This window comes from Flavobacterium flabelliforme (assembly GCF_017948675.1).
Taxonomy (GTDB): Bacteria; Bacteroidota; Bacteroidia; order Flavobacteriales; family Flavobacteriaceae; genus Flavobacterium; species Flavobacterium pygoscelis.
Window position 1 is genome coordinate 275,642 of record NZ_JAGFBU010000004.1, and the last position, 23,067, is coordinate 298,708.

The 23,067-nt window shown below is 33.1% G+C and carries 21 protein-coding genes; 5 read left to right on the top strand and 16 right to left on the bottom strand.

The window, feature by feature from the left end; all coding sequences use genetic code 11:
• Positions 1-433: 433 nt before the first annotated feature.
• A complete protein-coding gene (locus J3S90_RS11755; protein ID WP_210646344.1) occupies positions 434-1,621 on the bottom strand; it encodes a hypothetical protein in 1,188 nt (395 codons plus the stop codon).
• A gap of 433 nt (positions 1,622-2,054) precedes the next feature.
• Positions 2,055-3,338, bottom strand: coding sequence for a fumarylacetoacetase (gene fahA, locus J3S90_RS11760; protein ID WP_188050493.1), 1,284 nt, complete (start codon positions 3,336-3,338; stop codon positions 2,055-2,057).
• A 107-nt stretch (positions 3,339-3,445) separates the two neighbouring features.
• Here fahA and glyA point away from each other — a divergent pair, with 107 nt between their 5' ends.
• Both glyA and miaE read left to right on the top strand, forming a co-directional pair.
• Positions 3,446-4,720: a serine hydroxymethyltransferase gene (glyA, locus tag J3S90_RS11765; protein WP_188050494.1), complete on the top strand. Its 1,275-nt coding sequence runs from the start codon at positions 3,446-3,448 to the stop codon at positions 4,718-4,720.
• Between the two features lie 114 nt (positions 4,721-4,834).
• Positions 4,835-5,428: a tRNA-(ms[2]io[6]A)-hydroxylase gene (gene miaE / locus J3S90_RS11770; RefSeq protein WP_188050495.1), complete on the top strand. Its 594-nt coding sequence runs from the start codon at positions 4,835-4,837 to the stop codon at positions 5,426-5,428.
• 33 nt (positions 5,429-5,461) lie between these two features.
• Here miaE and J3S90_RS11775 read toward each other — a convergent pair whose 3' ends face one another.
• Positions 5,462-6,031 carry a pentapeptide repeat-containing protein gene (locus tag J3S90_RS11775; RefSeq protein ID WP_210646345.1) on the bottom strand — a complete coding sequence of 190 codons (570 nt, stop codon included), beginning with the start codon at positions 6,029-6,031 and terminating at the stop codon, positions 5,462-5,464.
• 78 nt (positions 6,032-6,109) lie between these two features.
• On the bottom strand, positions 6,110-6,544 hold the full coding sequence (locus tag J3S90_RS11780; RefSeq protein WP_210646346.1) for a DUF6526 family protein: 435 nt from the start codon (positions 6,542-6,544) through the stop codon (positions 6,110-6,112).
• Positions 6,545-6,762: 218 nt separating this feature from the next.
• Between J3S90_RS11780 and J3S90_RS11785 the strand changes: the two genes are divergently transcribed.
• The gene (locus J3S90_RS11785) at positions 6,763-7,806 is read left to right on the top strand and encodes an NAD(P)-dependent alcohol dehydrogenase (protein WP_210646347.1); all 1,044 of its coding nucleotides are present in this window, start codon (positions 6,763-6,765) and stop codon (positions 7,804-7,806) included.
• Between the two features lie 122 nt (positions 7,807-7,928).
• On the opposite strand, the gene J3S90_RS11790 is transcribed toward J3S90_RS11785, so the two are convergent.
• The 12 genes from J3S90_RS11790 to J3S90_RS11845 all read right to left on the bottom strand — a co-directional run bounded on the left by J3S90_RS11790 (position 7,929) and on the right by J3S90_RS11845 (position 21,728).
• Positions 7,929-9,656 carry a histidine kinase dimerization/phospho-acceptor domain-containing protein gene (locus J3S90_RS11790; RefSeq protein ID WP_210646348.1) on the bottom strand — a complete coding sequence of 576 codons (1,728 nt, stop codon included), beginning with the start codon at positions 9,654-9,656 and terminating at the stop codon, positions 7,929-7,931.
• 17 nt (positions 9,657-9,673) lie between these two features.
• A complete protein-coding gene (locus tag J3S90_RS11795) occupies positions 9,674-10,801 on the bottom strand; it encodes a sensor protein KdpD (protein WP_121926613.1) in 1,128 nt (375 codons plus the stop codon).
• A gap of 150 nt (positions 10,802-10,951) precedes the next feature.
• A complete protein-coding gene (locus tag J3S90_RS11800; RefSeq protein WP_210646349.1) occupies positions 10,952-12,037 on the bottom strand; it encodes a porin in 1,086 nt (361 codons plus the stop codon).
• A 73-nt stretch (positions 12,038-12,110) separates the two neighbouring features.
• Positions 12,111-12,671 (bottom strand): K(+)-transporting ATPase subunit C, encoded by a 561-nt coding sequence (locus tag J3S90_RS11805; protein WP_210646350.1) that lies wholly within the window; start codon positions 12,669-12,671, stop codon positions 12,111-12,113.
• Between the two features lie 13 nt (positions 12,672-12,684).
• The gene (gene kdpB, locus J3S90_RS11810) at positions 12,685-14,694 is read right to left on the bottom strand and encodes a potassium-transporting ATPase subunit KdpB (RefSeq protein WP_188050504.1); all 2,010 of its coding nucleotides are present in this window, start codon (positions 14,692-14,694) and stop codon (positions 12,685-12,687) included.
• Positions 14,695-14,706: 12 nt separating this feature from the next.
• Positions 14,707-16,395: a potassium-transporting ATPase subunit KdpA gene (kdpA, locus tag J3S90_RS11815; RefSeq protein WP_210646351.1), complete on the bottom strand. Its 1,689-nt coding sequence runs from the start codon at positions 16,393-16,395 to the stop codon at positions 14,707-14,709.
• A 35-nt stretch (positions 16,396-16,430) separates the two neighbouring features.
• Entirely contained in the window at positions 16,431-16,508 is a 78-nt protein-coding gene (locus J3S90_RS11820; protein ID WP_210646426.1) for a potassium-transporting ATPase subunit F, read from the bottom strand.
• 6 nt (positions 16,509-16,514) lie between these two features.
• Positions 16,515-16,874, bottom strand: coding sequence for a DUF7674 family protein (locus J3S90_RS11825; RefSeq protein ID WP_188050506.1), 360 nt, complete (start codon positions 16,872-16,874; stop codon positions 16,515-16,517).
• Between the two features lie 139 nt (positions 16,875-17,013).
• On the bottom strand, positions 17,014-17,295 hold the full coding sequence (locus J3S90_RS11830) for a DUF7674 family protein (RefSeq protein ID WP_210646352.1): 282 nt from the start codon (positions 17,293-17,295) through the stop codon (positions 17,014-17,016).
• A 161-nt stretch (positions 17,296-17,456) separates the two neighbouring features.
• Positions 17,457-18,797: a sigma-54-dependent transcriptional regulator gene (locus J3S90_RS11835; RefSeq protein ID WP_210646353.1), complete on the bottom strand. Its 1,341-nt coding sequence runs from the start codon at positions 18,795-18,797 to the stop codon at positions 17,457-17,459.
• 201 nt (positions 18,798-18,998) lie between these two features.
• Positions 18,999-19,574, bottom strand: coding sequence for a YciE/YciF ferroxidase family protein (locus tag J3S90_RS11840; RefSeq protein WP_210646354.1), 576 nt, complete (start codon positions 19,572-19,574; stop codon positions 18,999-19,001).
• A 12-nt stretch (positions 19,575-19,586) separates the two neighbouring features.
• Entirely contained in the window at positions 19,587-21,728 is a 2,142-nt protein-coding gene (locus tag J3S90_RS11845) for a catalase (RefSeq protein ID WP_210646355.1), read from the bottom strand.
• A 342-nt stretch (positions 21,729-22,070) separates the two neighbouring features.
• On the opposite strand from J3S90_RS11845, the gene J3S90_RS11850 reads away from it, so the two are divergent.
• Together J3S90_RS11850 and J3S90_RS11855 are read left to right on the top strand one after the other, a co-directional pair.
• The gene (locus J3S90_RS11850) at positions 22,071-22,265 is read left to right on the top strand and encodes a hypothetical protein (RefSeq protein ID WP_188050510.1); all 195 of its coding nucleotides are present in this window, start codon (positions 22,071-22,073) and stop codon (positions 22,263-22,265) included.
• A 365-nt stretch (positions 22,266-22,630) separates the two neighbouring features.
• Positions 22,631-23,065 carry a response regulator gene (locus J3S90_RS11855; protein ID WP_210646356.1) on the top strand — a complete coding sequence of 145 codons (435 nt, stop codon included), beginning with the start codon at positions 22,631-22,633 and terminating at the stop codon, positions 23,063-23,065.
• Positions 23,066-23,067: the final 2 nt, after the last annotated feature.

Consider the following 23,067-nt stretch of genomic DNA (forward strand, 5'->3'; position numbering starts at 1 on the left):
ATTTGTTTTTTGAAATAAACTTACACAGGAATTTAGTGCTATAAAGAAAATATTGATCAGAGAGCAATACATTAAATTACAGCATAAAGCCAATAAATTACAAGTAGTTATCAGAGCTAATACTCCAATACAAAATAAGGTTGATTTCAAAACGAAAAAATGAAAAATGAATAAAAATATTACAGATTACTGCTGGAAACTATAGTTATAGTGTCCGTACTTCGGGTGAAGCCGTAGGTCTGTTTGTCCGTGAGATAGGAGTTATATTTATATTGTTGTTATTCATCGGGGCAAAAGTACATAATTTTTTGAAATACGAGTCTACAATTATCTTTTGTAACAAAAAAATAAGATATTGTTACTTTTTATTTCAAAAAAAAAACTCCTTGACATTTTATTGTCAAGGAGTTAACTTTAATTTGAATAAATATTTTTATTGATTTCTAAACCTATTTTGAGTTACAATACCTTTAATTTTAGCTTTCAAATCTTCGCCTGTATCATAAATCATTTGCTCGCTGCTAGGAAAAGACACTTGTTTTTTATCAAAATAAGAGTAATAATTATCATCAGATGCTCGTCGATCTCCTTTGTAAGTAGCGTAAATATTTTCGAAAACATATTCACTTGTTATCGGAAACGTTTTCAATAATTGGTTGCTTTTAAGGTTTATATAATCAATTTTAGCTGTAATTTGGCAGGATTTAAATTGTCGGTATTCATAAATACTTGCCGTTACAGTTCGCAGATTATCAACCATAACTACTTTTCCTTTATCATCTACTACTTCTTTTCCGTTGGCATCAATTAGTTTTTTTAGACCGTCTTTGATGATGCGCTCTTTTGTAAATTCCTTCTCTTTAATTTGCTCTGGTGAAATATAAATTTCTCTAAAATTAATAAGTAAACCATAATCATAATTAATTCCTTTTTGCTTTGTACTATGATAAACGGTCCATTTGTCATTTAACCCTAACGTGCTAAAATCTAATAAATCATTTTGAAGACGATTAGGAATAACCATATTGGTCTCGTTTTTAGTGTAAACAGATATATAATCAGAACCCTTAAACAAAGCTTCGTCTAGCAATTGCAATACATTTTTATAATTTGGATTTATTTTGTTTAAATAATCCAAGTCATCATACGCTTTTCTAAAATTCATTTTATCAGTAGTAGTCATTAGCTTTTTTGCATTGTTATACAAGTAAACAGACAAAGCATTTTTACTATCAATAATTTGATTATTATAATTTTCAAAAGGAAAAATGGCATTTCGACCTTCTCTCAATAATTTCAAAGGGAGTACTGGTTTTATTTTTTCCTGACGTTGGTTAAGTTGCAAATAAGTAGTATAAATCCTTTCTAATTGTGCAGGATTAGCTTCTTTTACGAGTAAGTTTACCGTGTTTAAATCACGCTCTTTTGCTTTTGCAAATGCCTCTTCCAGTAAATAAACATAATCTTGTTTCCCTTTTTTATCTTTATTAGTTCTCAAACTAGATACCGCATTATCAATGGCTTCATCATAATTTCCAGAACCTAATAAATTTTGAGTTTGCTTTACTCCACACCCTGTAGCAAGGATAATTAAGGAAAGTAGGATCGTAATTTTTTTCATAAATAATACATTTTAGTAAGTCTCGATAATAAAGACCTCTTTTTGAGTATCCAAAAATAGGAAAATTATTAGAGTTTTTATTTTATTGCTTTATTTAAAGTTGACTTATTTATTTCTTTAAAAGCATATTCCAGCTCTCCATTACAATTTTATTGGTATCAGTTAGTTTTATTAGTCCTAAAAGGAGCTTCTTTTAGTCGCTCTTTTAGGCCTATAAAACGAACCTTCTCCTGCATAAAGATTTTCATTACTATCTGGACTAAAACAGGAATACAATACCCGTTTTTAATTTAAAGTACCGCACTAAATTAACTTATTAGTATGAAATAGTGTTATCAAAATAATTTTATAGCAATAAATCTAAAATTGATTTTTAGCACAAAAAAAACTCCAAAAGCAAAAGCTGATGGAGTTTTTTTAGGAAGGCTATAATTTATTTTCTTACGAAAGGTGGTAATAATTTACTAGAAACTTCACCGAATCCGATTCTCACGTTTTCGTTTTGAGAATATCCTTTCATAATAACAGTATCGTTATCATTAATGAATTTGCGCTCTGTTCCATCATTTAATTTAATTGGGTTTTTTCCGCCCCAAGTTAGTTCTAGCATAGAGCCATAACTATCAGGAGTCGGTCCAGATATAGTTCCGGAACCCATCATATCACCAGAGTTTACACGACAACCGTTAGAGGTATGGTGTGCTAATTGCTGACTCATAGTCCAATACATATATTTAAAATTAGAACGCGAAATAACAGTTGGTTCTGATTTCTCAGGCTGAATCGCTACTTCTAAATGAATGTCAAAAGAATGTTTTCCTTTTTGTTGCAAGTAGGGAAGTGGTGTTGGTTCTTGCTTAGGACCTTTGGTTTTAAAAGGTTCTAAAGCATCCATAGTTACAATCCAAGGAGAAATTGAGGAGGCGAAATTTTTAGCTAAAAATGGACCTAATGGTACATATTCCCATTTCTGAATATCGCGGGCGCTCCAGTCATTTAGTAAAACCATTCCAAAAATATATTCTTCGGCTTCAGTTACCAAGATATTTTCGCCCATTATATTTACATCTGTAGTGATAAAGGCCGTTTCCAACTCAAAATCAACCAAACGAGAGGGTCCAAAAACCGGAGTCGTTTCACCATTTGGTAAAGTTTGTCCCATTGGTCTGTGTACCGGAATACCTGAAGGAACAATTGTAGAACTTCTACCATGATATCCTACAGGAATGTGAAGCCAGTTAGGCAAAAGTGCATTTTCTGGGTCACGAAACATTTTCCCCACGTTAGTAGCATGCTCTTTACTAGAGTAAAAATCAGTGTAATCACCAATAAGTACTGGTAATTGCATCTCTACATCTTCCATATTGAAAATGATGATTTCTCTATCTTTTGCGTTGTCTTGCAACTTTGGATTCTCAATGTCAAAAATCTCTGCAATTCGGTTACGAACCAAACGCCATGTTTTTTGACCATCAGAAATAAAATCATTCAAAGTATCTTGCATGAACATATCATCAGTAAGTTCGATACCTTCAAAATAGTTTAATTGTTGTAAGGCTCCTAAATCAATAGCGAAATCTCCAATTCGTGTTCCTACGGTTACTACATTTTCTTTTGTAAGAAAAACACCGAAAGGTATATTTTGAATAGGGAAATCACTCTCTGGACGAACTTCAATCCATGATTTTCTATTTATATCGTTGGCTATTATTGGCATATTCTGTTAATTATTTTGTTGAAAATTACTCATCAAATATATTATAATCTAACTATTAACCAAACGTTTTTTTGTATTTTTGCATCAAATTAACGAAAATCAAAAAAATGCAACGCGACGAACAAATTTTTGACCTTATTCTTGAAGAACAAGAAAGACAAATTCACGGATTAGAACTAATCGCTTCGGAGAACTTTGTAAGTGACGAAGTAATGGAAGCAGCTGGTTCTGTATTAACTAACAAATATGCCGAAGGATATCCCGGAAAAAGGTATTATGGAGGTTGTGAAGTAGTTGATGTAGTAGAACAAATTGCAATTGATAGAGCCAAAGAATTATTTGGAGCTGCTTATGCAAATGTACAACCACACTCGGGATCTCAAGCCAATACAGCAGTTTACCATGCTTGTATTAAACCAGGAGACAAAATCTTAGGTTTTGACTTATCTCATGGTGGTCACTTAACTCACGGTTCTCCAGTAAATTTTTCTGGACGTTTATACACGCCTTCATTTTATGGTGTAGATAAAGAAACGGGATTATTAAACTACGATAAAATTCAAGAAATAGCGACTAGAGAACAACCAAAATTAATCATCGCAGGAGCTTCGGCTTACTCACGCGATATGGATTTTGAGCGTTTTAGAGTAATCGCTGATAGTGTAGGCGCTATTTTATTAGCTGATATTTCTCATCCTGCAGGACTTATTGCCAAAGGTTTGATGAACGATCCTTTGCCTCATTGTCATATTGTAACAACAACAACACACAAAACCTTACGTGGACCTCGTGGTGGTTTGATCTTAATGGGTCAAGATTTTCCAAACCCATTTGGTTTAACAACTCCAAAAGGAGAAATAAGAATGATGTCTTCATTATTGGATCTTGCTGTTTTCCCAGGAAATCAAGGTGGACCATTAATGCACATCATTGCTGCAAAAGCAGTTGCTTTTGGTGAAGCATTAAAAGATGAATTTTTTACCTATGCTTTACAATTACAAAAAAATGCAAATGCTATGGCAGACGCTTTTGTAAAAAGAGGATACGAAATTATTTCTGGAGGAACGGACAATCACATGATGTTGATTGATTTAAGAAACAAAAATATTTCTGGAAAAGAAGCTGAAAATGCATTGGTAAAAGCAGAAATCACAGTAAATAAAAATATGGTTCCATTTGATGACAAATCTCCATTTGTAACTTCAGGAATTCGTGTTGGTACTGCAGCAATTACTACTCGTGGTCTTGTAGAAGCAGATATGGAAACTATTGTTGATTTAATCGACAGAGTTTTAGTAGATCCTACCAATGAAGACGTTATCGAAGCAGTTGCTAATGAAGTAAACGAAATGATGAGCGAAAGAGCTATTTTTGTATATTAACAAATAGTTCAAAATTTTTAAAGTCGAAAGTCAATAGCCTGAAAAAGACATTAATCTGTTCTTTTTTGAGTTTGATTTTCGACTTTATTACTTTATAAATTTAAGACTAAAATTATGTCTGTACTAAGATTAAAATTGCCAACGGATCCTAGATGGGTAAATATAGTAGAAAAAAATATTGAAGAAATATTGACCGATCACGCTTGGTGCGAGCAAAAAGCCGCTACTAATGCGATTACGATTATCACCAATAACTCAGAACATCAGGATTTAGTTCAGGATCTTTTGGCTTTGGCCAAAGAAGAAATTGATCATTTTGAACAAGTTCATAATATTATTATCAAACGTGGACTTAAATTAGGTCGTGAACGCAAAGACGATTATGTAAACGAATTGTATTTGTACATGAAAAAGAACGGTAATGGGAGCCGCGTTTCTAGTTTAGTAGAACGATTACTGTTCTCCGCTATGATTGAAGCTAGAAGTTGTGAGCGCTTTAAAGTACTTTCTGAAAACATACAAGACGAAGAATTGTCTGTTTTTTATAGGGATTTAATGGAAAGTGAAGCAGGACATTACACTACTTTTATTACCTATGCAAGAAAATACGGAACCGGAATTGACGTAGAAAAAAGATGGCGTGAGTGGATTGAATTTGAAGCTTCGGTGATTGCAAATTATGGTAAGAGCGAAACCATTCATGGATAATATTTTACATTTCAATAATTATAGTTGTTATAATTATTGAACTGTAATATCATGTTTATAAAGCAATCCTTTGACTCCTTCTAAAGAAAACAGAGCTTTCTTAATTTTTGTTTTGGTAGGATCAATCGTATAGTTGTAACTCGTTTGAAAATTGGCTTTGTTAGCGATTGCTTTTGCAAATTCTGAGCGGTACAAATCACAATTATCAAAAACAACTTCAGTTAGATCCGTATTCATAAAATCTACAGCGACTAGACTGCAATTTGTAAAGGAAGTTCTTTTTATTTTTAATGTATAAAATTTAGAAAAATCCAGAATACAGTTATTAAAGGCGATTTCGAAAATTAGTTTATCGCACATTGCAAAATTCACCTCTTTAATTTCACAATTATTAAAAACTACGGTTCTAAAGGCTACATAATTAATTTTGGCTTCGCTAAAAATACAATTATTAAAAGTACAATCTATAAAAGTTACCGCGACAAAGATACATTGTGAGAAATTACAATTTGTAAAAGTACAGCATTCAAATTCTTTAAAATTAACTTGCTCTTCAGAATAAGTAATTTCGTTGTATTCAATATCTAAAAAATATTCTGGCATTTTGTATTTTTCAATTCCTAGCAAAGAAACAAATTCTAAATTGTTGTTCAAATTAAACAGTAGTAATCTTCTGTAATATTATACTCTTTCGTAATCGCCTTTCCAATTCTTAATTGATTTTTTGATGGTATCTTCGGATAAATTTTCGGTGACTACTCTTTGAGTTAGTGCAGCGAGCTCTTCATCTGGAGCAAAACGCAAGGCAAATAATTGCGAATCATCTAATTGATCTTCAAAAACCTCAAATCTATTTCCAGTTGTAGCAAGATATCGGTATCTTAATTCGAGACGTACGATTCGGTTTTGTAGTGTTAAGGCATAATGTTGTCTTAGCATGAAAGCCAGACAAAATAACACTATGAAAATAGCGCTGATAAACGACCATAATAATACATCAGGAGTTGTGAATGCAAAGTAAATGCTAAAGGCAAGAAAAGCCATTATAATAGGATAATAAACAAAATGATGCGGTGGATAAAAGCGAATGTGATTTTTATAAGACTGGTTTTTCATAGTTTTTTTATTTTTTTAAAGATACTTAAAAACAATTAAATTCAAATTAGCCAATCTATATTAGTTTTAATAAAGCTGAAGAATTGCAATTTGTTTTTTCTATTTATAATTATTTATTCATTTGTAAAAAAGTAACTAAAATTAAATTATGTAAATATTATGAATTGCTATTCTGTATAAAACTAATAATTCCATAATTTTAGTAAAAATTAAAAATTATGATACCAACGAAAGGATATGCAGTTCAGGATGCAAAAACAGATTTAGCCCCTTGGAATTTTGAAAGAAGAGAAGTAGGACCTCACGATGTACAATTTGACATACAGTTTTGTGGTGTTTGCCATAGTGATTTACACCAAATAAAGGACGATTGGGGTGGCGCTATTTATCCTATGGTTCCCGGTCATGAGATTGTAGGTAAAGTAGTGAAAGTAGGAACTCATGTCAAAAAGTTTAAAGTTGGTGATCTTGCCGGAACGGGCTGTCTGGTAGATTCTTGTAGAACCTGTGATAATTGTAAAGAAGGCTTAGAGCAGTTTTGTTCTAATGGAAGCACAGGAACTTATAATGCTTTAGGTCAAGATGGTAAAACGCCTACTTATGGTGGTTATTCTAATACAATTGTAGTGCATGAAGATTTTGTACTTCATGTATCAGACAAATTAAATTTTGCGGCAGTAGCGCCATTGCTTTGTGCAGGAATAACAACTTATTCGCCATTAAGACACTGGAAAGTGGGTAAAGGGCATAAACTAGCTGTTTTAGGATTAGGTGGTTTAGGACACATGGCCGTAAAATTTGGAGTTTCATTTGGAGCAGAAGTTACGGTTTTAAGTACTTCTCCTGAAAAAGAAGCTGACGCTAAAAAATTAGGAGCTCATAAATTTATAGTAACTAAAGACGAAGAGCAATTAAAAAGTGTAACTGGTTATTTTGATTTTATTTTAGATACTGTTTCTGCACCACATGATTTGAATTTATACCTTTCTTTGTTGGGTGTTAATGGAGTTCATATTTGTGTAGGAGCGCCTCCAACACCCTACCAAATCCACGCTTTTAGCCTTATTGGAGGTAGAAAAAGTTTAGCAGGCTCATTAATTGGTGGATTACCAGAGACACAAGAAATGCTGGATTACTGTGCAGAACATAATATCGTTTCTGATATTGAAATGATAGATATCAAAAATGTTCACGAAGCGTATGATCGAATGATGAAAGGAGATGTAAGATATCGTTTTGTAATTGACATGGCAAGTTTGTAGCAAAATCAAATTCGTAGAACATAAACATAAAAAACGCTGCAGATTACTGCAGCGTTTTTTTAATTAGGAATGTTTCAATTTTTTATTGTAAATAAAAACATGTTTATAAATTGTTTTTCTTGCTAGGTATCAGCTTGTAGTGCAATGCTAAAAGTACTTCCTAATCCCAGTTCGCTTTTTACACTTATTATACCATTTTGAGCTTCAATAAATTCTTTGCTAATGGCTAAACCTAATCCAGTTCCTAATTTATGACTTCCTGGAATTTGGAAATATTTATCAAAAACTTTATTCTTGTAATGACTATCAATCCCTTTTCCTTTGTCTATAACTTCAAAAAGGATTGTGTTATTCTCTTGTCTTACTTTGACAATAATATTACTATTTTCAGAGGAATAGGTGATCGCATTTGTTAAAAAGTTGATAAGAACCCAAGCAGTTTTATCGGTATCGGCTTTTACAAAAGGCAAGTTTTCTTGGGCATCAATAATGATTTTTATTGCTTTTTGATCGGCTTTTACTTTTACAGCCGCTATCGCATAATTTATTATTTCGTAAGGATTGTTGTTTTCTATAGTTAGATGTATGTTTCCCGTTTCTACTTGAGATAAATCCAGTAATTCTCCGGTAATTTTCAGCAATCTTTCGCTATCTTCTTTGATACTTGTAATTAGCTGTTTTTGATCCTCATTCATCTTTCCAGTATCTTCTTTCTCAAGAATTTGTAAACTCATTTTTATCGAAGAAATAGGCGTTTTTAATTCATGAGAAACCGTAGCTATAAAATTGGTTTTTGCAAAATCTAGCTCTTTAAAAACAGTAATATTTCTTAGAATGATTACATCACCAATATCAATTGTTTGGTCTTCACCCGTTGGTTTAATAGTAATATTTACAATTTCTTTTTCGAAATAACTTTCAATATTATCTGCAAAAATCTTCATCGGTTCCACTTTCTGTTTGCCATCAAGCAGTGTACTTACTATAAGTGATTTCATCAAATCATTAGTAAGAGCTAGAGTAGTGGCCAATTGTCCTACAACTTCACTAGACTTTAAACCAATGATTTTCAATGCTTCATTATTTACAAATAATATAGTTCCTGTATTGTCCAATCCAATAATTGGATCGTGCATATTATTGATCAAGGTTTCTAATCGTTTTTTCTCAAATGATAATTTGTGTAAGTTACTGCTACTGTATTCTTGTAATTTCTCCGCCATTGAATTGAATGATTTTGCTAAATCTCCAAATTCATTATGATTCATAAAGTGTACTCTTTGCGAATAATTTTTGTTGGCAATTTCCTTGATACTATCTGTCAGTTCTTTAATAGGATTGGCAATATTATTAGGTAAATTTACTAGTAAATTAAAAGCAATCAAGAAACATAACGTTCCTGTAATAGCAATCCATAAGTTGGCCGTTTCAGCAGTATGAGTTGCCACATCGCTTTTTTGCTTAATGGCATTCATATTCAATTTCATTATTTCAAAAATATCTTGCCGAATTTGATTTTTTACTGACTCGTTGCTGAAATCATTTTTAAGTGTGATGAATTTTTTTTCCAGATTAATGTTAGCATTTTTTTCACCAATTTCAGTTGCATTTTTCATCTGCCTTTTAAGATTTTTTTCGAAAACAGAAAAATCTATATTTTTATCGGCACTAATTTTTTCTAATGAAAGCAACATATTACGAGAATATTCTAACGTATTATAATTCGCTTTTAATATATTTTGAGTGTCTATTTTTATCAAAAAAACAGAATAAGCACTTATCAAGGAAAGGATAATAATCATTAAGAACAACAATCCGACACCCAGATTCAATTTGGTTTTTATTTTCATAATGATGCAATTAACAGTTAGGACAAAATTACTAAGTCGATATTTGATGAAGATAGATTATTCAGTAATTTATTAAATATAGTAGTCGATAAAATTACTTTAAATAAATTTAAATGTGGTTTCCCAATGCAAACAGTTGTAATATTTTTCTGTTCGACAATTTCTAATATTGCATCGGTAATGCTATTATTTTCTACTTTGATAACTTCAGCATTTAATTGTGACGCTAATTTGAAATTATTGATTAAATGGCGCTGTTTATCTAAGGCTATTTTATTGGAACTTTCTTTTGGCGTTTCTACATACAAAACATACCATTTGCAATTGTAATAACTTGCCAATCGAGCTGTTTTCCGAATCACAATTTTAGCCATTTTATCATTACTACTAATGCAAGCGACTATTTTTTGAGGCTTTAAAGCTAAATTTTTAGGGACTTCATTTTCTACTTTGCGACCTACTTGATTCACCACTTCTTTCAAAGCTAATTCACGCAATTGTAAAATTTGATCTGATTTGAAAAAGTTATTCAATGCGGTTGGTATTTTATCAGCCGTATAAATTTTGCCTTCTTTCAATCGTGCAATCAAATCCTCTGAAGTTAAATCGATATTCACCACTTCATCTGCCATTCGCAACACATGATCTGGAATTCTCTCTTGTACATCAATAGTAGTAATTCGTTTTACATCTTGATTTAAACTTTCTATATGCTGAATATTTACTGCCGAAATTACATTGATTCCAGATTCTAGAATTTCTAATACATCTTGCCAGCGTTTTTCATTTTTGCTTCCTTCTATATTCGTATGTGCTAGTTCATCGACAATTACCACTTCTGGACGTAAATTAATGATCGCTTGCACGTCCATTTCTTCCAGTTGTTTCCCTTTATAGAAAATAGTACGGCGCGGAATAACAGGAAGACCAGCTAATAATTCATGCGTTTCTTTGCGATTATGCGTTTCAATATATCCTATTTTAACGTCAATACCGTTCTTTAGTAAGGTGTGGGCTTCTTGAAGCATACGGTATGTTTTTCCCACACCAGCACTCATCCCAATGTAGATTTTAAACTTTCCTTTGCGAGATTTCTGAATTAAATCTAGAAAGTGCTTGACATTATTTTCTTTTTCGTTGTCCATTTAGGTTAAATTATTTTTGTCGCTAAGGCACAAAGTCACTAAGAGTTTTTTGTAACAAAATTTAAAATACTTCTTGAAAAATAGATCTTTTCATTACTTTTTAGAAAAGAAAACTTTGAGTCTTTGTGCCTTCACGGCAAAACTTTTAATTTAAAATTTGATAGCCAAAGCAGTAACTATAGAAAAACTAGTATCTGATACTTCAGCGGTGTTTTTAGCAAAAACGGCATCTTCACTAGTGTAATTTTTAATTTCAGTTCTCCACAATAAATTTGGAGTGATTTTATAATCTGCGTTCAAAGAAAGACCATAAGTTTCAAAACCATTTGGGGTTCCTGATGCAATTATTACTCCTTTTTTATCTTGGTAATATTCTCCTCTTACGGCAAAATTTAATTTTTCAGTTGCCATCAATTGTGCCATTACAGAAGCTCCGTACCATTTGTTATAATCCTCACTTTGAGGTGCGGCTTGCTCCCAACCGATATCAAATCCTGCTAAAAGTTTTACTTTACTGGTTAAATCATAAGCAGCATATAAATCATGGAAATAACGTTTTTGACGTACGTTATCCGCTTTATCATTTCCTATAAAAGAGCTACTGTTTATGGACATTTTTGACGAAGGTCTGTACACAATTTGATGACCAAAACTCGGTGTTGTATTACCATCGACACGCTGAATTCGTTGCCATCCGTTAAGATACAATCCCGTTAATTCCCATTCTCCACTTGGCGAAATGTACGTAATTTTGGCTCCAGCCTCAAAATAAGGAGAATTTTCAGCCATAATACTTCTAGTTAAGGTAAAGCAATCGGCTCCAACAGCACTTTCATAACCAATATGCGAAGGTAAAATTCCTGCTGTAATCCATAAATTTTGGTTCTTGGCCACTTTAAATCCTACGTTGGCTTCGTAAATATTTTTTAAAACTCCAGGTTCTGCTGCATAATTTGCATTCATATAGGAACCCGCTGCAATAGCTAGATTGGCACGTACCTTTTCAGTTTCATAATTTGCTTTTACAAATCCAAGGTTCAAACTAACCTCATTGTTACGGTTGTGGCTGTATATGAATCCTGGACGCGAATTATTGTCGGGATTATTAGCATCATATTGAAAATAGGTTTCAGCATATCCACTGATTTTCAATGGATTTTCAGATTTTTCTTCTTGCGCAAAAGCTACTCCTGAAAAACATAAAGTTAAAGCAGCTAGACTTATTTTTGTATTCATTTTGTATTTATTAAGTTGATTTTTTTAAAAAAAGGGGAGGTATGGCACAACCTCCCCAGCTCTGATTACGGTTTTATTTTAGTTGGTCTAGAGCAATATTTAGTTTTAGAACATTAATTTTTGCTGGTCCAAACATCTCTAATAAAGGTTGTTCAGTGTTCGCGTCAATCAATGTGTTTAATTTTTCAGGATCTATATTTCTTGCTTTCTGAATCCTTACAATTTGTATTTTAGCGCTTGCAACTGAAATATTAGGATCTAATCCACTTCCGCTTGCTGTCACTAAATCAACTGGAATCTCCGACTTTTTCACACTTGGATTTTTAAGTAAAAAAGTATCAATTCGACCTTGCACTACGGCTAGATATTCTTCATTTGAAGCTCCTTTATTACTGGCTCCTGATCCAGCAGCATTATAGTCTACGGCTGATGGTCTTCCCCAGAAGTATTCGTCTTTCGTAAAGCTTTGTCCAATGTTAGCGTATCCTTTGGTTTGTTTATAAGACACGATTTCGCCTTTTCCGTTGTTAGGAGCTAATTGAGCAACTGCCCATACCGATAGTGGATAAATTACTGTGAAAAGCACCACTAGCACTACGGTCATTCTAATTCCTTTTATTAAATTATTTTTCATGGTTTCTATTTTTTTAAATAAATAATGCAACTACAATATCAATCAATTTGATACCGATGAAGGGAACGATGATTCCACCAACACCAAACAGCAATAAATTTCTTCTCAATAAAGCACTAGCGCCAATTGGTTTGTAACTCACTCCTTTTAAAGCCAATGGAATCAAGAACGGTATAATGATCGCGTTGAAAATTACGGCTGAAAGTATTGCACTTTCAGGACTGTGTAAATGCATTATGTTTAATCCTTGAAGCGCTGGAATTGCAGTGATAAACAACGCAGGAATGATGGCGAAATATTTGGCTACATCATTTGCAATACTAAACGTAGTAAGCGTTCCGCGAGTCATTAATAACTGTTTACCAATTTCTACGATTTCAATTAATTTGGTTGGATCATTGTCTAAATCAACCATATTTCCGGCTTCTTTTGCTGCTTGTGTTCCGCTATTCATGGCAACACCAACATCAGCTTGTGCAAGGGCAGGAGCGTCATTGGTACCATCTCCCATCATAGCAACCAAACGACCAGCCATTTGCTCTTGCTTGATGTAATTCATTTTATCCTCTGGTTTGGCTTCGGCAATAAAGTCATCAACACCTGCTTTTTCGGCAATAAATTTGGCAGTCAAAGGATTATCACCTGTTACCATTACCGTTTTAATTCCCATTTTGCGAAGTCTTTCAAATCGCTCGAACATCCCAGTTTTAATAATGTCTTGCAATTCGATTACTCCAAGAGCCACTTCATTTTCAGAAACTACTAAAGGTGTACCTCCATTTTCAGCAATTACTTTTACTTGGTCCAAAAGTTCGGTTGGAAAGGTATTTCCAGCATTTGTCACCATGTTTTTAATGGCATCTGTAGCTCCTTTTCTAATACGAGTACTGTCAAAATTGATTCCTGAACTTCTAGTCTCGGCAGTGAACTTGATAAATTGTGCGTTACTATTTTGAAAAGTTAAAGGATCTATTTTTGACAATTCAACAATCGATTTTCCTTCTGGTGTTTCATCAGAAATAGAACTTAAAAATGCCGCTTTGATTAATTGTGCTTCTGTAATTCCAGGAGCAGGGTAGAAGTGAGTTGCTTTTCGGTTCCCAATCGTAATTGTTCCCGTTTTATCCAACAGTAATACATCAATATCTCCAGCAGTTTCAACCGCTCTACCACTTTTCGTGATTACATTCGCTCTCAAAGCGCGGTCCATTCCTGCAATTCCAATTGCTGATAAAAGTCCTCCAATAGTTGTTGGAATTAAGCAAACAAAGAGTGCTATAAAAGAAGCGATTGTAATATTAACATTCGAATAATCTGCTAATGGTTTTAAAGTCACACAAACAATGATGAATACTAAGGTAAACCCAGCAAGTAATATGGTTAATGCGATTTCATTTGGTGTTTTTTGGCGTGAAGCTCCTTCTACCAAAGCAATCATTTTATCTAAAAAACTTTCGCCTGGTTCATTAGTAACTTCTACAACAATTCGGTCTGATAATACTTTTGTACCACCGGTAACCGAACTTTTATCTCCACCAGATTCTCGAATTACGGGAGCTGATTCACCTGTTATGGCACTTTCATCAATTGTGGCCAAACCTTCTACGATTTCTCCATCAGTTGGAATAATATCGCCAGCTTCGCACACAAATAAATCGCCTTTTTTTAGTTGAGATGATGATATTTTTTCGCCGCTTTTTAAAGTTGCAGGAGTTTCTTCTCTTGTTTTTCGCAAACTGTCCGCTTGCGCTTTTCCTCTTGCTTCGGCAATGGCTTCGGCAAAATTGGCAAATAACAACGTTAATAATAAGACTAGGAATACTACAAAATTATATCCAAAACTACCTTGTGAAGTTTCGCCTGTTAATGTCCAAATAGAAACAACGAGCATAACAAATGTTCCGATTTCTACCGTGAACATTACCGGATTTCGAAACATAAGTTTCGGATTCAATTTCACAAAAGATTTAACCAATGCTTGTTGCATGATGTCTTTTTGAAATAAGGATTGATCTTTATTCATTTTAAATTCTTTTTAGTAAATGGTAAAATATTCAGCTATCGGTCCTAAGGCTAATACAGGGAAAAAGGCTAATGCAGCAATAATCACTATTACAGTCAATGTTACTACACCAAAAGTTCCTGTATCAGTTCTTAATGTTCCATCGCTTTCAGGTATGTATTTTTTCTGTGCTAACAATCCAGCAATGGCTACAGGTCCGATTATGGGTAGAAAACGTGCTAGAATTAAAACAATTCCTGTAGAAACATTCCACCAAACTGTGTTGTCTCCCAAACCTTCAAATCCACTACCGTTATTTGCTGATGCAGAAGTAAACTCGTAAAGCATTTCACTCAAACCATGAAATCCAGGATTATTTAAAGTTGCTGTACCGTATTCTGGCATCGCTGCTGTTAATGCAGTTCCCACTAAAATCAAGAATGGGTGCATTAATGCGATAATCATCGCTATTTTCATTTCCCGAGCTTCCACTTTTTTACCAAGGAATTCGGGTGTCCTTCCTACCATTAATCCACTGATGAAAACAGCCAAAATGATAAAAACAAAAAAGTTTAAAATTCCAACGCCAACTCCACCATAAAAACTATTAATCATCATGGCAAGCAATTCATTCATTCCAGAAAGTGGCATTGTACTGTCGTGCATAGAATTGACAGATCCTGTTGATATTACCGTAGTAGCAATACTCCAGTAACCAGTAGCTGCCGCACCAATTCTTGTTTCTTTACCTTCCATGGCACCAAGTGAAGTATCAATTCCCATTTTCTCAATCATTGGGTTTCCTTGCATTTCACCGATCACATTTGGAATCGCCAAAGCCAAGAAGCCAATAGTCATAACCCCGAAAATCATCCATGAGAACTTTTTTCTTTTAATGAAATATCCAAAGGCAAATATCATAGCAAACGGAATAATCATTTGAGCCCACATTTCTAACATATTGGTGAAATAAGTTGGATTTTCTAGTGGATGCGCTCCGTTAGTTCCAAAAAATCCTCCACCATTTGTTCCAATGTGTTTGATGGCAACAAATCCTGCTGCTGGTCCGCGAGAAACCTCTTGTACATCACCTTGTAAAGTAGTAATACTGTCTTTTCCTTCAAATGTCATTGGTGTTCCTTGGAAAGCCAAAAGAGCTGCTACAACAAAAGAAAGCGGTAACAATATGCGAGTGCAAGATTTCATGAAATAGGTATAAAAATTCCCTAGTTCCGTTGTTGTTTTATCTCTAAAAGCTCTAAAGACCACTACTGCAGCTGCCATTCCTGTTGCTGCACTTACAAATTGCAAGAACATCAAATAAAATTGTCCTAGATAACTTATTCCAGTTTCTCCTGAATAATGTTGTAAGTTGCAATTGACCACGAATGAAATTGCAGTGTTAAAAGCTAAATCAGCTGACATACTTGGATTTCCATCTGGATTTAGGGGTAAACTTCCCATAGTCATTAGGATAATCATTCCCAAGACAAACCATATTAAGTTTATGGTTAGTAACGCTTTCATGTGTTGTTTCCAGTTCATTTCTTCGGCTGGATTGACACCGCTTAATTTGAAAAATAACTTTTCAAGTGGATTAAATATAAAATCCAGCCAAGTTTTCTCCATTCCGTAAACCTTGGAAATATATTTTCCTAACGGAATAGCGAGTGCTAAGGTGAGCAAGAACATCGCTATAATTCCTAATATTTCTGTATTCATTTTTTAGTATTAAGGGTTAAATAATTCTTTGGTTCCTAAAATTTTTCAGGTTTTAATAGTACATAACAGATGTAGACAAAAACTGCAATTGCTATAATAAATAATGCGGTCATAATTTTTTAGTTTTCTAATAGTGTTCTTAAATAGCCTTGTTTCGATTCTTTTGAAAGAAAATCCAAATGCTTCTTTAAACTTGCTGGATTTTCTTGAGCACTTAATTCAGTAAAGAATTCGTTCTCAATTGCATTTCTAGTGTAGTGATTGCCACTTTCATACAACATGTTGATCACTCTAATAATTTCTCTTGCTGATTCTGACTCAGATTCGTCAAGTGAATCCATTTTCTCCACACAAAATCTAGCAACACTTTTTAATAGTGCATATTGATTAATAGTTTCATCATTAGTAGATGGAAAATCAGTCCAGTTTTTGGAATCGGGAATCCATTGTTGGATAGCCTCGTAGATTTTTGTTTTCATTATTAGATGTTGTCAAAATAATTGATAGAGAGATAGAGCAGCCAAAAGCATAATAAACCGAGAGCGAAAAGGATAAGTGTTAACATAATAAATGGATCTAAGTGAATTAAAATTGTAGTAGGAAGAGTATCATTGGTTATTATACTCCTAAAGAATTGATTTGCTTGTTATACTCTAATTTCAAATTTTTAGGAAAGAGATTAGAAATGCTGCAATGACGGAGTTCCATAAAAGAAGAAACCGAAAAAACATAAATATTAGAAATGACACTTTTAGTTTCATTGCTTCCGCTGTTGAATAAGTATTCTGCGTGCGTTAGACATTTTTTAGCTCTAGCAATATTTCCAGCACTAATCGCTTTTTTTGTGATTTCTGCAAAGCGTTCTGCTTGTTTGTAAATCGTAATGACTTGATTTTTCATAAGGATGAATTTTTATGTTCTCCTCACTCATGCCAAATCCTGTTCCAATAAATATAGATTTCCGTAAAGTATTACTAATGTTGGTTTTAATTAGTTCCTTTAAAAAAAAGACATAAAAAAAGCCTATCATAATGATAGGCTTTTATTGAAATGATAGGTTTTTATTGAATGTTGTATTCTTCTAATTTTCGATATAAGGTAGCAATACCAATTTCGAGTAAACGAGCTGCTTCGGCTTTATTACCTTTGGTATAATTTAGTAATTTTTGGATGTGTAGTTTTTCGACACTTTGCATAGAAAATGCCGACAAGCTTTTCCCATTTTTACTTTGTTCTTGCTGCATTTCGTAAGGAAGCAAATCTGTGGATAAAACTGTACTACTGCATAAAATTACGGAACGCTCAATTACATTTTTTAATTCTCTAATGTTTCCAGGCCATTGATAGATTTCTAATTTTTGCAAAAAATCACTATCAATTTGTAATGTTTGTCTATTCATTTTTTCAGCAAACTGTCTTACAAAATAATGAGTCAATGGTTCGATATCTTTTATTCGTTCCCGTAAAGGCGGAATGGTAATCTCAAAAATATTTAATCTAAAGTATAAATCTTGACGAAAGCGTTTTTCGTCACTTTCTGTTTTCAAATTTCTATTGGTAGCTGCAATCAAGCGGAAATTTGATTTTTTTGGTGTAGAATCTCCAACAGGAATGTATTCGCTCGTTTCTAGTACACGAAGTAATTTAGCTTGTAAATCTATTGGCATTTCGCCAATTTCATCTAGAAATAAGGTTCCGCCATTGGCTTCTTCTATAAAACCTTTTTTATCTTTTATAGCGCCAGTAAATGACCCTTGTTTATGACCAAACAATTCACTTTCTAAAAGTTCTTTGCTAAAGGTGCTGCAATTTAAGGCTACAAATGATTTTCCTGCTCTATTGCTGTTCTCATGAATCGCTTGCGCAAAAACTTCCTTACCAGTTCCGGTTTCTCCAGTTAAAAGTACGGTAGAATCGGTACTTGCCACTTTTTTGGACAACTCGATTACTTGTTCCAATCCTTTTGACTTTCCAATAATAGCATCAAAAGAATACTTTTTTGAAATTCGTTTTTCTAGCTGCTTAATTTTTTGCTGAAGAGTAACCTTCTCAATTGCTTTGTATAAAAGTGGAATTATTTTATCATTATCATCGCCTTTTACAATGTAATCAAAAGCACCATTTTTCATGGCTTGCACACCATCGGAGATTTTACCGTAGGCGGTCAACAAAATAACTTCTGTTAAAGGGAAACTAGCTTTAATTTTCTCGAGAAATTCAACGCCGTTGCCATCAGGGAGTTTTACGTCACAAAGGACAACATCAATTTCATTTTGTTCTAATTTCTTGAAACCAGATTTTAAATCTGCTGCTTCCAAAACTACAAAACCTTCTGACTTTACAATTCGAGCAAGAAGTCCTCTTAACTTTTCTTCATCGTCGATTATTAGAATATTTCTCAATTCGATTACAATTTATTTTTTGTAAAATTAGATATTATTTTTCTTCTTATTTTAAGATCAATACTAAAGTTTTTTATGCATTATAATCGCACATTAATTTTTAAATTTAATTAGAGGTCAAAAGCGTTTAAATAGAAAAATCTGTATCAGATACAGATTTTTCTATTTATTGTAAAATAAATAATCGTAAAAACTTTAATGCTATTTACGAACAGCATCATGATTAACAGCATTCAAGGCAACTTCATTCAGTATAAAGTCCGATTCTTTTTCTTCTGCTAATGTTTGTGTTAACAATTTTGCAGCATCATTTTCGCCCAACGCTTTTGCAAACGCTACCAATGTTCCATAAGTAGCAATTTCATAATGTTCTATTTTTTGCGATCCAGCGATTATTCCAGCATCACGAACAGCCCCTGGCATTGTTTCTTCAAGGATACTATCTCCCTCTTTTAATAGCCCTGCCATTGCCTCACATTTTTTTCCTTCAGCTTTTTCGCTAAGCAGTTTGAAAACGTTGTCTAAACGAATCACTTGATTCTTAGTTACGGCAAAATGTTCATTGATAGCTGACTTAAGAGTGGGCGAAGTAGCATTTGCAGCCATTTTAGGTAGGGCAGTAACAAGTGCATTTTCTGCCCAGTATATATCTTTTAAACTGTCTATAAATAAATCCTTAAGTGTTTTAGCTGCATCCTTTTTTGGTTCTACTATAAGGTTATTCGTTTTGTCTTTAACAGTACTTTTGTTTTGTGTTGGGTGGTCTGAATTTTTCATAAGTTCTATTTTTTATTGGTATAAATTTTCTTCTCGTTCCCAGTAACGGTGTTTACCCATTGCTTTTATAAATTCTGTAGCAAAATCTTTTGACGCTTTTTCTTCTTTCATAATAATTCCTTTGTCACTGGTTTTTATTTTGGATGCAAATGATGTCGCTTTTAATAGTTTTTGCCCATCGCCATCTGCTCCTATAACTTTGCAATGTTTGTAAGCATCATTCAAGAATTCTTGTACTTCTTCGTTTTGCTCTAAGGCTTTTATTTCTTTTCCATGCGGAATATAAACTGAGTCAAAAAGAACGGATGAAGCGGTAAGAAAACTAAAGTCTACTGGAATAGCACCATCATTTTCGGTTTTCAGGCTTCCTTGATGAGGTGCTATCACAAAACCTTTTGCCCCTTCTTTTAACAATGCGCTTTTTATATTGGCTACACAAGCTTCAGAAACTCCTTCATTACAAATAATAGCTACTTTTCTTGAAGTTATTGTATTAGAGTTTGTTGGGTTTTTAATCATGGTTAGCGCATCCGAAGAGGATACGGATTGTTTAACTGTAGTTGATTCTTGATTTCCCATTTCATTCTCTGGTGAAACTCCGTGGTTCATAGGTTTTTCTGGTGAATCAGGAACTTGTGCTCCTAAACCTAAAGCAACTTTTTCGGCTAATTGTTGGTCTACTTGAGCTAAAAGGCCTAACATGCGAATTCTAATAGCTGCGGTTTCAACTTTTCCTAATTCAAAACGTAAGGCTTTAACGATATGGCTTTTCTCCACCTCAGTTTGACTATTAAAAAATAATTTGGCTTGACCAAAATGATCATTAAAACTTTCGCTTCTACCTCTTATTTTGTGAGAATCGATGCGCTCATTAAAACTTGAAAATCCACCTTCATTTATTTTAGCTTGGTATGGACATCCGCCGCCGAGAGAATTAGGATGATAACTTACACGACCCGTATTAATTTCCTGACGCATATGACCATCTCTCTGGTTATTGTGTACGGCTGCAATACTGCGGTTGATTGGTATTTCATGAAAATTTGGACTTCCTAATCTGGATAATTGGGTGTCTGTATATGAAAATAATCGGCCTTGCAAAAGAGGATCATTACTAAAGTCAATTCCAGGAACAAGATGACCGGGGTGAAAGGCAATTTGTTCTGTTTCTGCAAAAAAGTTATCTGGGTTTTTATTCAATACTATTCTTCCAATTATTGTAACCGGCACAAGTTCTTCCGGAATCAGTTTTGTTGGATCTAATAAATCAAATTCATATTTATGTTCATCTGCAGATGGAATAACTTGAACTCCTAATTCCCATTCTGGAAAATTCCCCATTTCAATAGCATCCCATAAGTCTTGACGATGAAAATCAGCATTTTTTCCTGATATTTTTTGTGCTTCATCCCAAGCTACTGCATGTGTGCCTAATTTTGGTTTCCAATGAAACTTTACAAAAACAGATTCGTCTTTAGCATTTATGAGTCGGAAAGTATGAACTCCAAACCCTTCCATCATTCGTAAACTTCTAGGAATAGCTCTATCTGACATAATCCACATGATCATGTGCATGGATTCTGGCATTAAGGAAATAAAGTCCCAAAAAGTATCGTGTGCCGAAGCTGCTTGTGGCATTTCGTTATGAGGCTCAGGTTTAACTGCATGTACAAGATCAGGAAATTTAGAAGCATCTTGAATAAAAAACACAGGCATATTATTTCCTACCAAATCATAATTTCCTTCTTCTGTATAAAACTTAATTGCAAAACCTCTAACATCTCTTGCCAAATCTGTAGAACCTCGAGAACCCGCTACAGTAGAAATACGAGCAAATATGGGGGTTTTTAGTCCTTTGGTTTGCAGAAAGCCAGCCTTTGTCAATTCTGGAATCGGATTTGTAACTTCAAAAAAACCATGAGCTCCAGATCCTCTTGCATGTACAATTCTTTCTGGAATTCTTTCATGGTCAAAATGAGTAATCTTTTCTCTTAAAATAAAGTCCTCTAATAAAGATGGACCGCGTTCACCTGCTTTTAAGGAATTATTGTCATCGTTGATTTTTAGACCTTGATCGGTTGTCAAAAATTTGTTGTTTGCATCCGATTTGTTTTTAGCTAAATCGCGATGCTTGCTGTCTTGTAGATTTTCCATAGAATTTATGATTATTAAATTTATAGCTGTATGTAAGTTGATATTTGTGTACGTGTTTATAATTTTATTTTAAATCTTAAAATCAAATTTATTTATTATCTGATCAAATAAATTATAAAATATTTTTAAAATTTTATATAATTTAAAACATTAAGTATTTGATAATGTTGCTATTGAGTTTTATTCTAATGTAGAATTTTTTAATGAAAAAATAATTGAAACAAGACGTTTTTAAGGATTTTGAATGATGATGAGTTTGAATTTTGCAAATATTGTTTGTGATTGTGTAATAACTTTTTAAGTTCATAATGGTAATTTTATTAAAATTTAAAACCACAAAAAATGAGCACAAACAATTCAACTCCGCAAAATTCGAACAACAAAGGATCAGATAACCGAAGTGATATGAGAAAGCATCAATATAAAGATCACGATCAAGTGTTAACGAATGATGAAAACTACGATGAGGATACTCAAAAATTTAAAGGGGAAGCACCAGATTTTGATGATAAACTCAATAATGAAGAAAAAAAATAAATTTTAAAAGCGTCTTAGAGCAATCTCTAAGACGCTTTTTTTTTGTAGTATTATTATAAATTTATATTTCTTTCCTCAAATTGGTTTTTAAGACTCTTCATAACTCTTAACCATTTTTTGAGAGCTTATATTTTCTAAATAAATTGATTTTAAGACAAAAATTCCTTTTTTATTTTGTTTAAGTACAATTTCATTATCCAAATAACAGACTTCTGCTCTCTATTAAATGCTAGTAATTCTTAAGGCATTAAACCTATATCAATTGTTTAACAAAAATTTTTCTTACTTTTGATTGAATTTTTTATTCCTCTTTAAATAATTAATTCAAAAGCGTCATTAAAGAATCTATTTAAAGGAATATTATTATGCAAAAATTATTACTTGCAGACGATGACATAGATGATCGTCTTTTCTTTGAAGATGCTGTAGAAGAGCTCTTTAGTTCTTACAAATTAGCTACGGTTAATGACGGAGTAGAGCTAATGGAATTATTAGCAAAGGACTCAGAACAATTACCAGATATATTATTTCTTGACATTAATATGCCGCGCAAAACAGGATGTGAATGTTTGTCTGAAATTAAAGCAAATGAGACTTTAAAGGATATTCCTGTTGTTATTTTTTCTACCTCTTTAGATATTGAAATAGTAAACAAGTTATATGATAACGGAGCACATTATTATATTCGTAAACCGGGTGATTTTAATGTATTAAAGAAAGTGATTCATCAAGCGACTATTTTATTACAAGAAGACAAACTTAATCAGCCAGAAAGAAACAATTTTATAATTCATTGTTAACA

Bases quoted from the DNA above. Each gene is read 5' to 3' on its own strand.
- J3S90_RS11780 (WP_210646346.1), bottom strand. From the start codon at position 6,544: ATGAAAAACCAGTCTTATAAAAATCACATTCGCTTTTATCCACCGCAT.
- J3S90_RS11775 (WP_210646345.1), bottom strand. From the start codon at position 6,031: ATGCCAGAATATTTTTTAGATATTGAATACAACGAAATTACTTATTCT.
- J3S90_RS11845 (WP_210646355.1), bottom strand. From the start codon at position 21,728: ATGGAAAATCTACAAGACAGCAAGCATCGCGATTTAGCTAAAAACAAA.
- kdpA (WP_210646351.1), bottom strand. From the start codon at position 16,395: ATGAATACAGAAATATTAGGAATTATAGCGATGTTCTTGCTCACCTTA.
- J3S90_RS11825 (WP_188050506.1), bottom strand. From the start codon at position 16,874: ATGAAAACAAAAATCTACGAGGCTATCCAACAATGGATTCCCGATTCC.
- J3S90_RS11795 (WP_121926613.1), bottom strand. From the start codon at position 10,801: ATGGACAACGAAAAAGAAAATAATGTCAAGCACTTTCTAGATTTAATT.
- J3S90_RS11840 (WP_210646354.1), bottom strand. From the start codon at position 19,574: ATGAAAAATTCAGACCACCCAACACAAAACAAAAGTACTGTTAAAGAC.
- J3S90_RS11800 (WP_210646349.1), bottom strand. From the start codon at position 12,037: ATGAATACAAAAATAAGTCTAGCTGCTTTAACTTTATGTTTTTCAGGA.
- J3S90_RS11820 (WP_210646426.1), bottom strand. From the start codon at position 16,508: ATGACCGCATTATTTATTATAGCAATTGCAGTTTTTGTCTACATCTGT.
- kdpB (WP_188050504.1), bottom strand. From the start codon at position 14,694: ATGAATAAAGATCAATCCTTATTTCAAAAAGACATCATGCAACAAGCA.
- glyA (WP_188050494.1), top strand. From the start codon at position 3,446: ATGCAACGCGACGAACAAATTTTTGACCTTATTCTTGAAGAACAAGAA.
- J3S90_RS11855 (WP_210646356.1), top strand. From the start codon at position 22,631: ATGCAAAAATTATTACTTGCAGACGATGACATAGATGATCGTCTTTTC.
- fahA (WP_188050493.1), bottom strand. From the start codon at position 3,338: ATGCCAATAATAGCCAACGATATAAATAGAAAATCATGGATTGAAGTT.
- J3S90_RS11755 (WP_210646344.1), bottom strand. From the start codon at position 1,621: ATGAAAAAAATTACGATCCTACTTTCCTTAATTATCCTTGCTACAGGG.
- J3S90_RS11805 (WP_210646350.1), bottom strand. From the start codon at position 12,671: ATGAAAAATAATTTAATAAAAGGAATTAGAATGACCGTAGTGCTAGTG.
- J3S90_RS11850 (WP_188050510.1), top strand. From the start codon at position 22,071: ATGAGCACAAACAATTCAACTCCGCAAAATTCGAACAACAAAGGATCA.
- J3S90_RS11790 (WP_210646348.1), bottom strand. From the start codon at position 9,656: ATGAAAATAAAAACCAAATTGAATCTGGGTGTCGGATTGTTGTTCTTA.
- J3S90_RS11830 (WP_210646352.1), bottom strand. From the start codon at position 17,295: ATGAAAAATCAAGTCATTACGATTTACAAACAAGCAGAACGCTTTGCA.
- miaE (WP_188050495.1), top strand. From the start codon at position 4,835: ATGTCTGTACTAAGATTAAAATTGCCAACGGATCCTAGATGGGTAAAT.
- J3S90_RS11785 (WP_210646347.1), top strand. From the start codon at position 6,763: ATGATACCAACGAAAGGATATGCAGTTCAGGATGCAAAAACAGATTTA.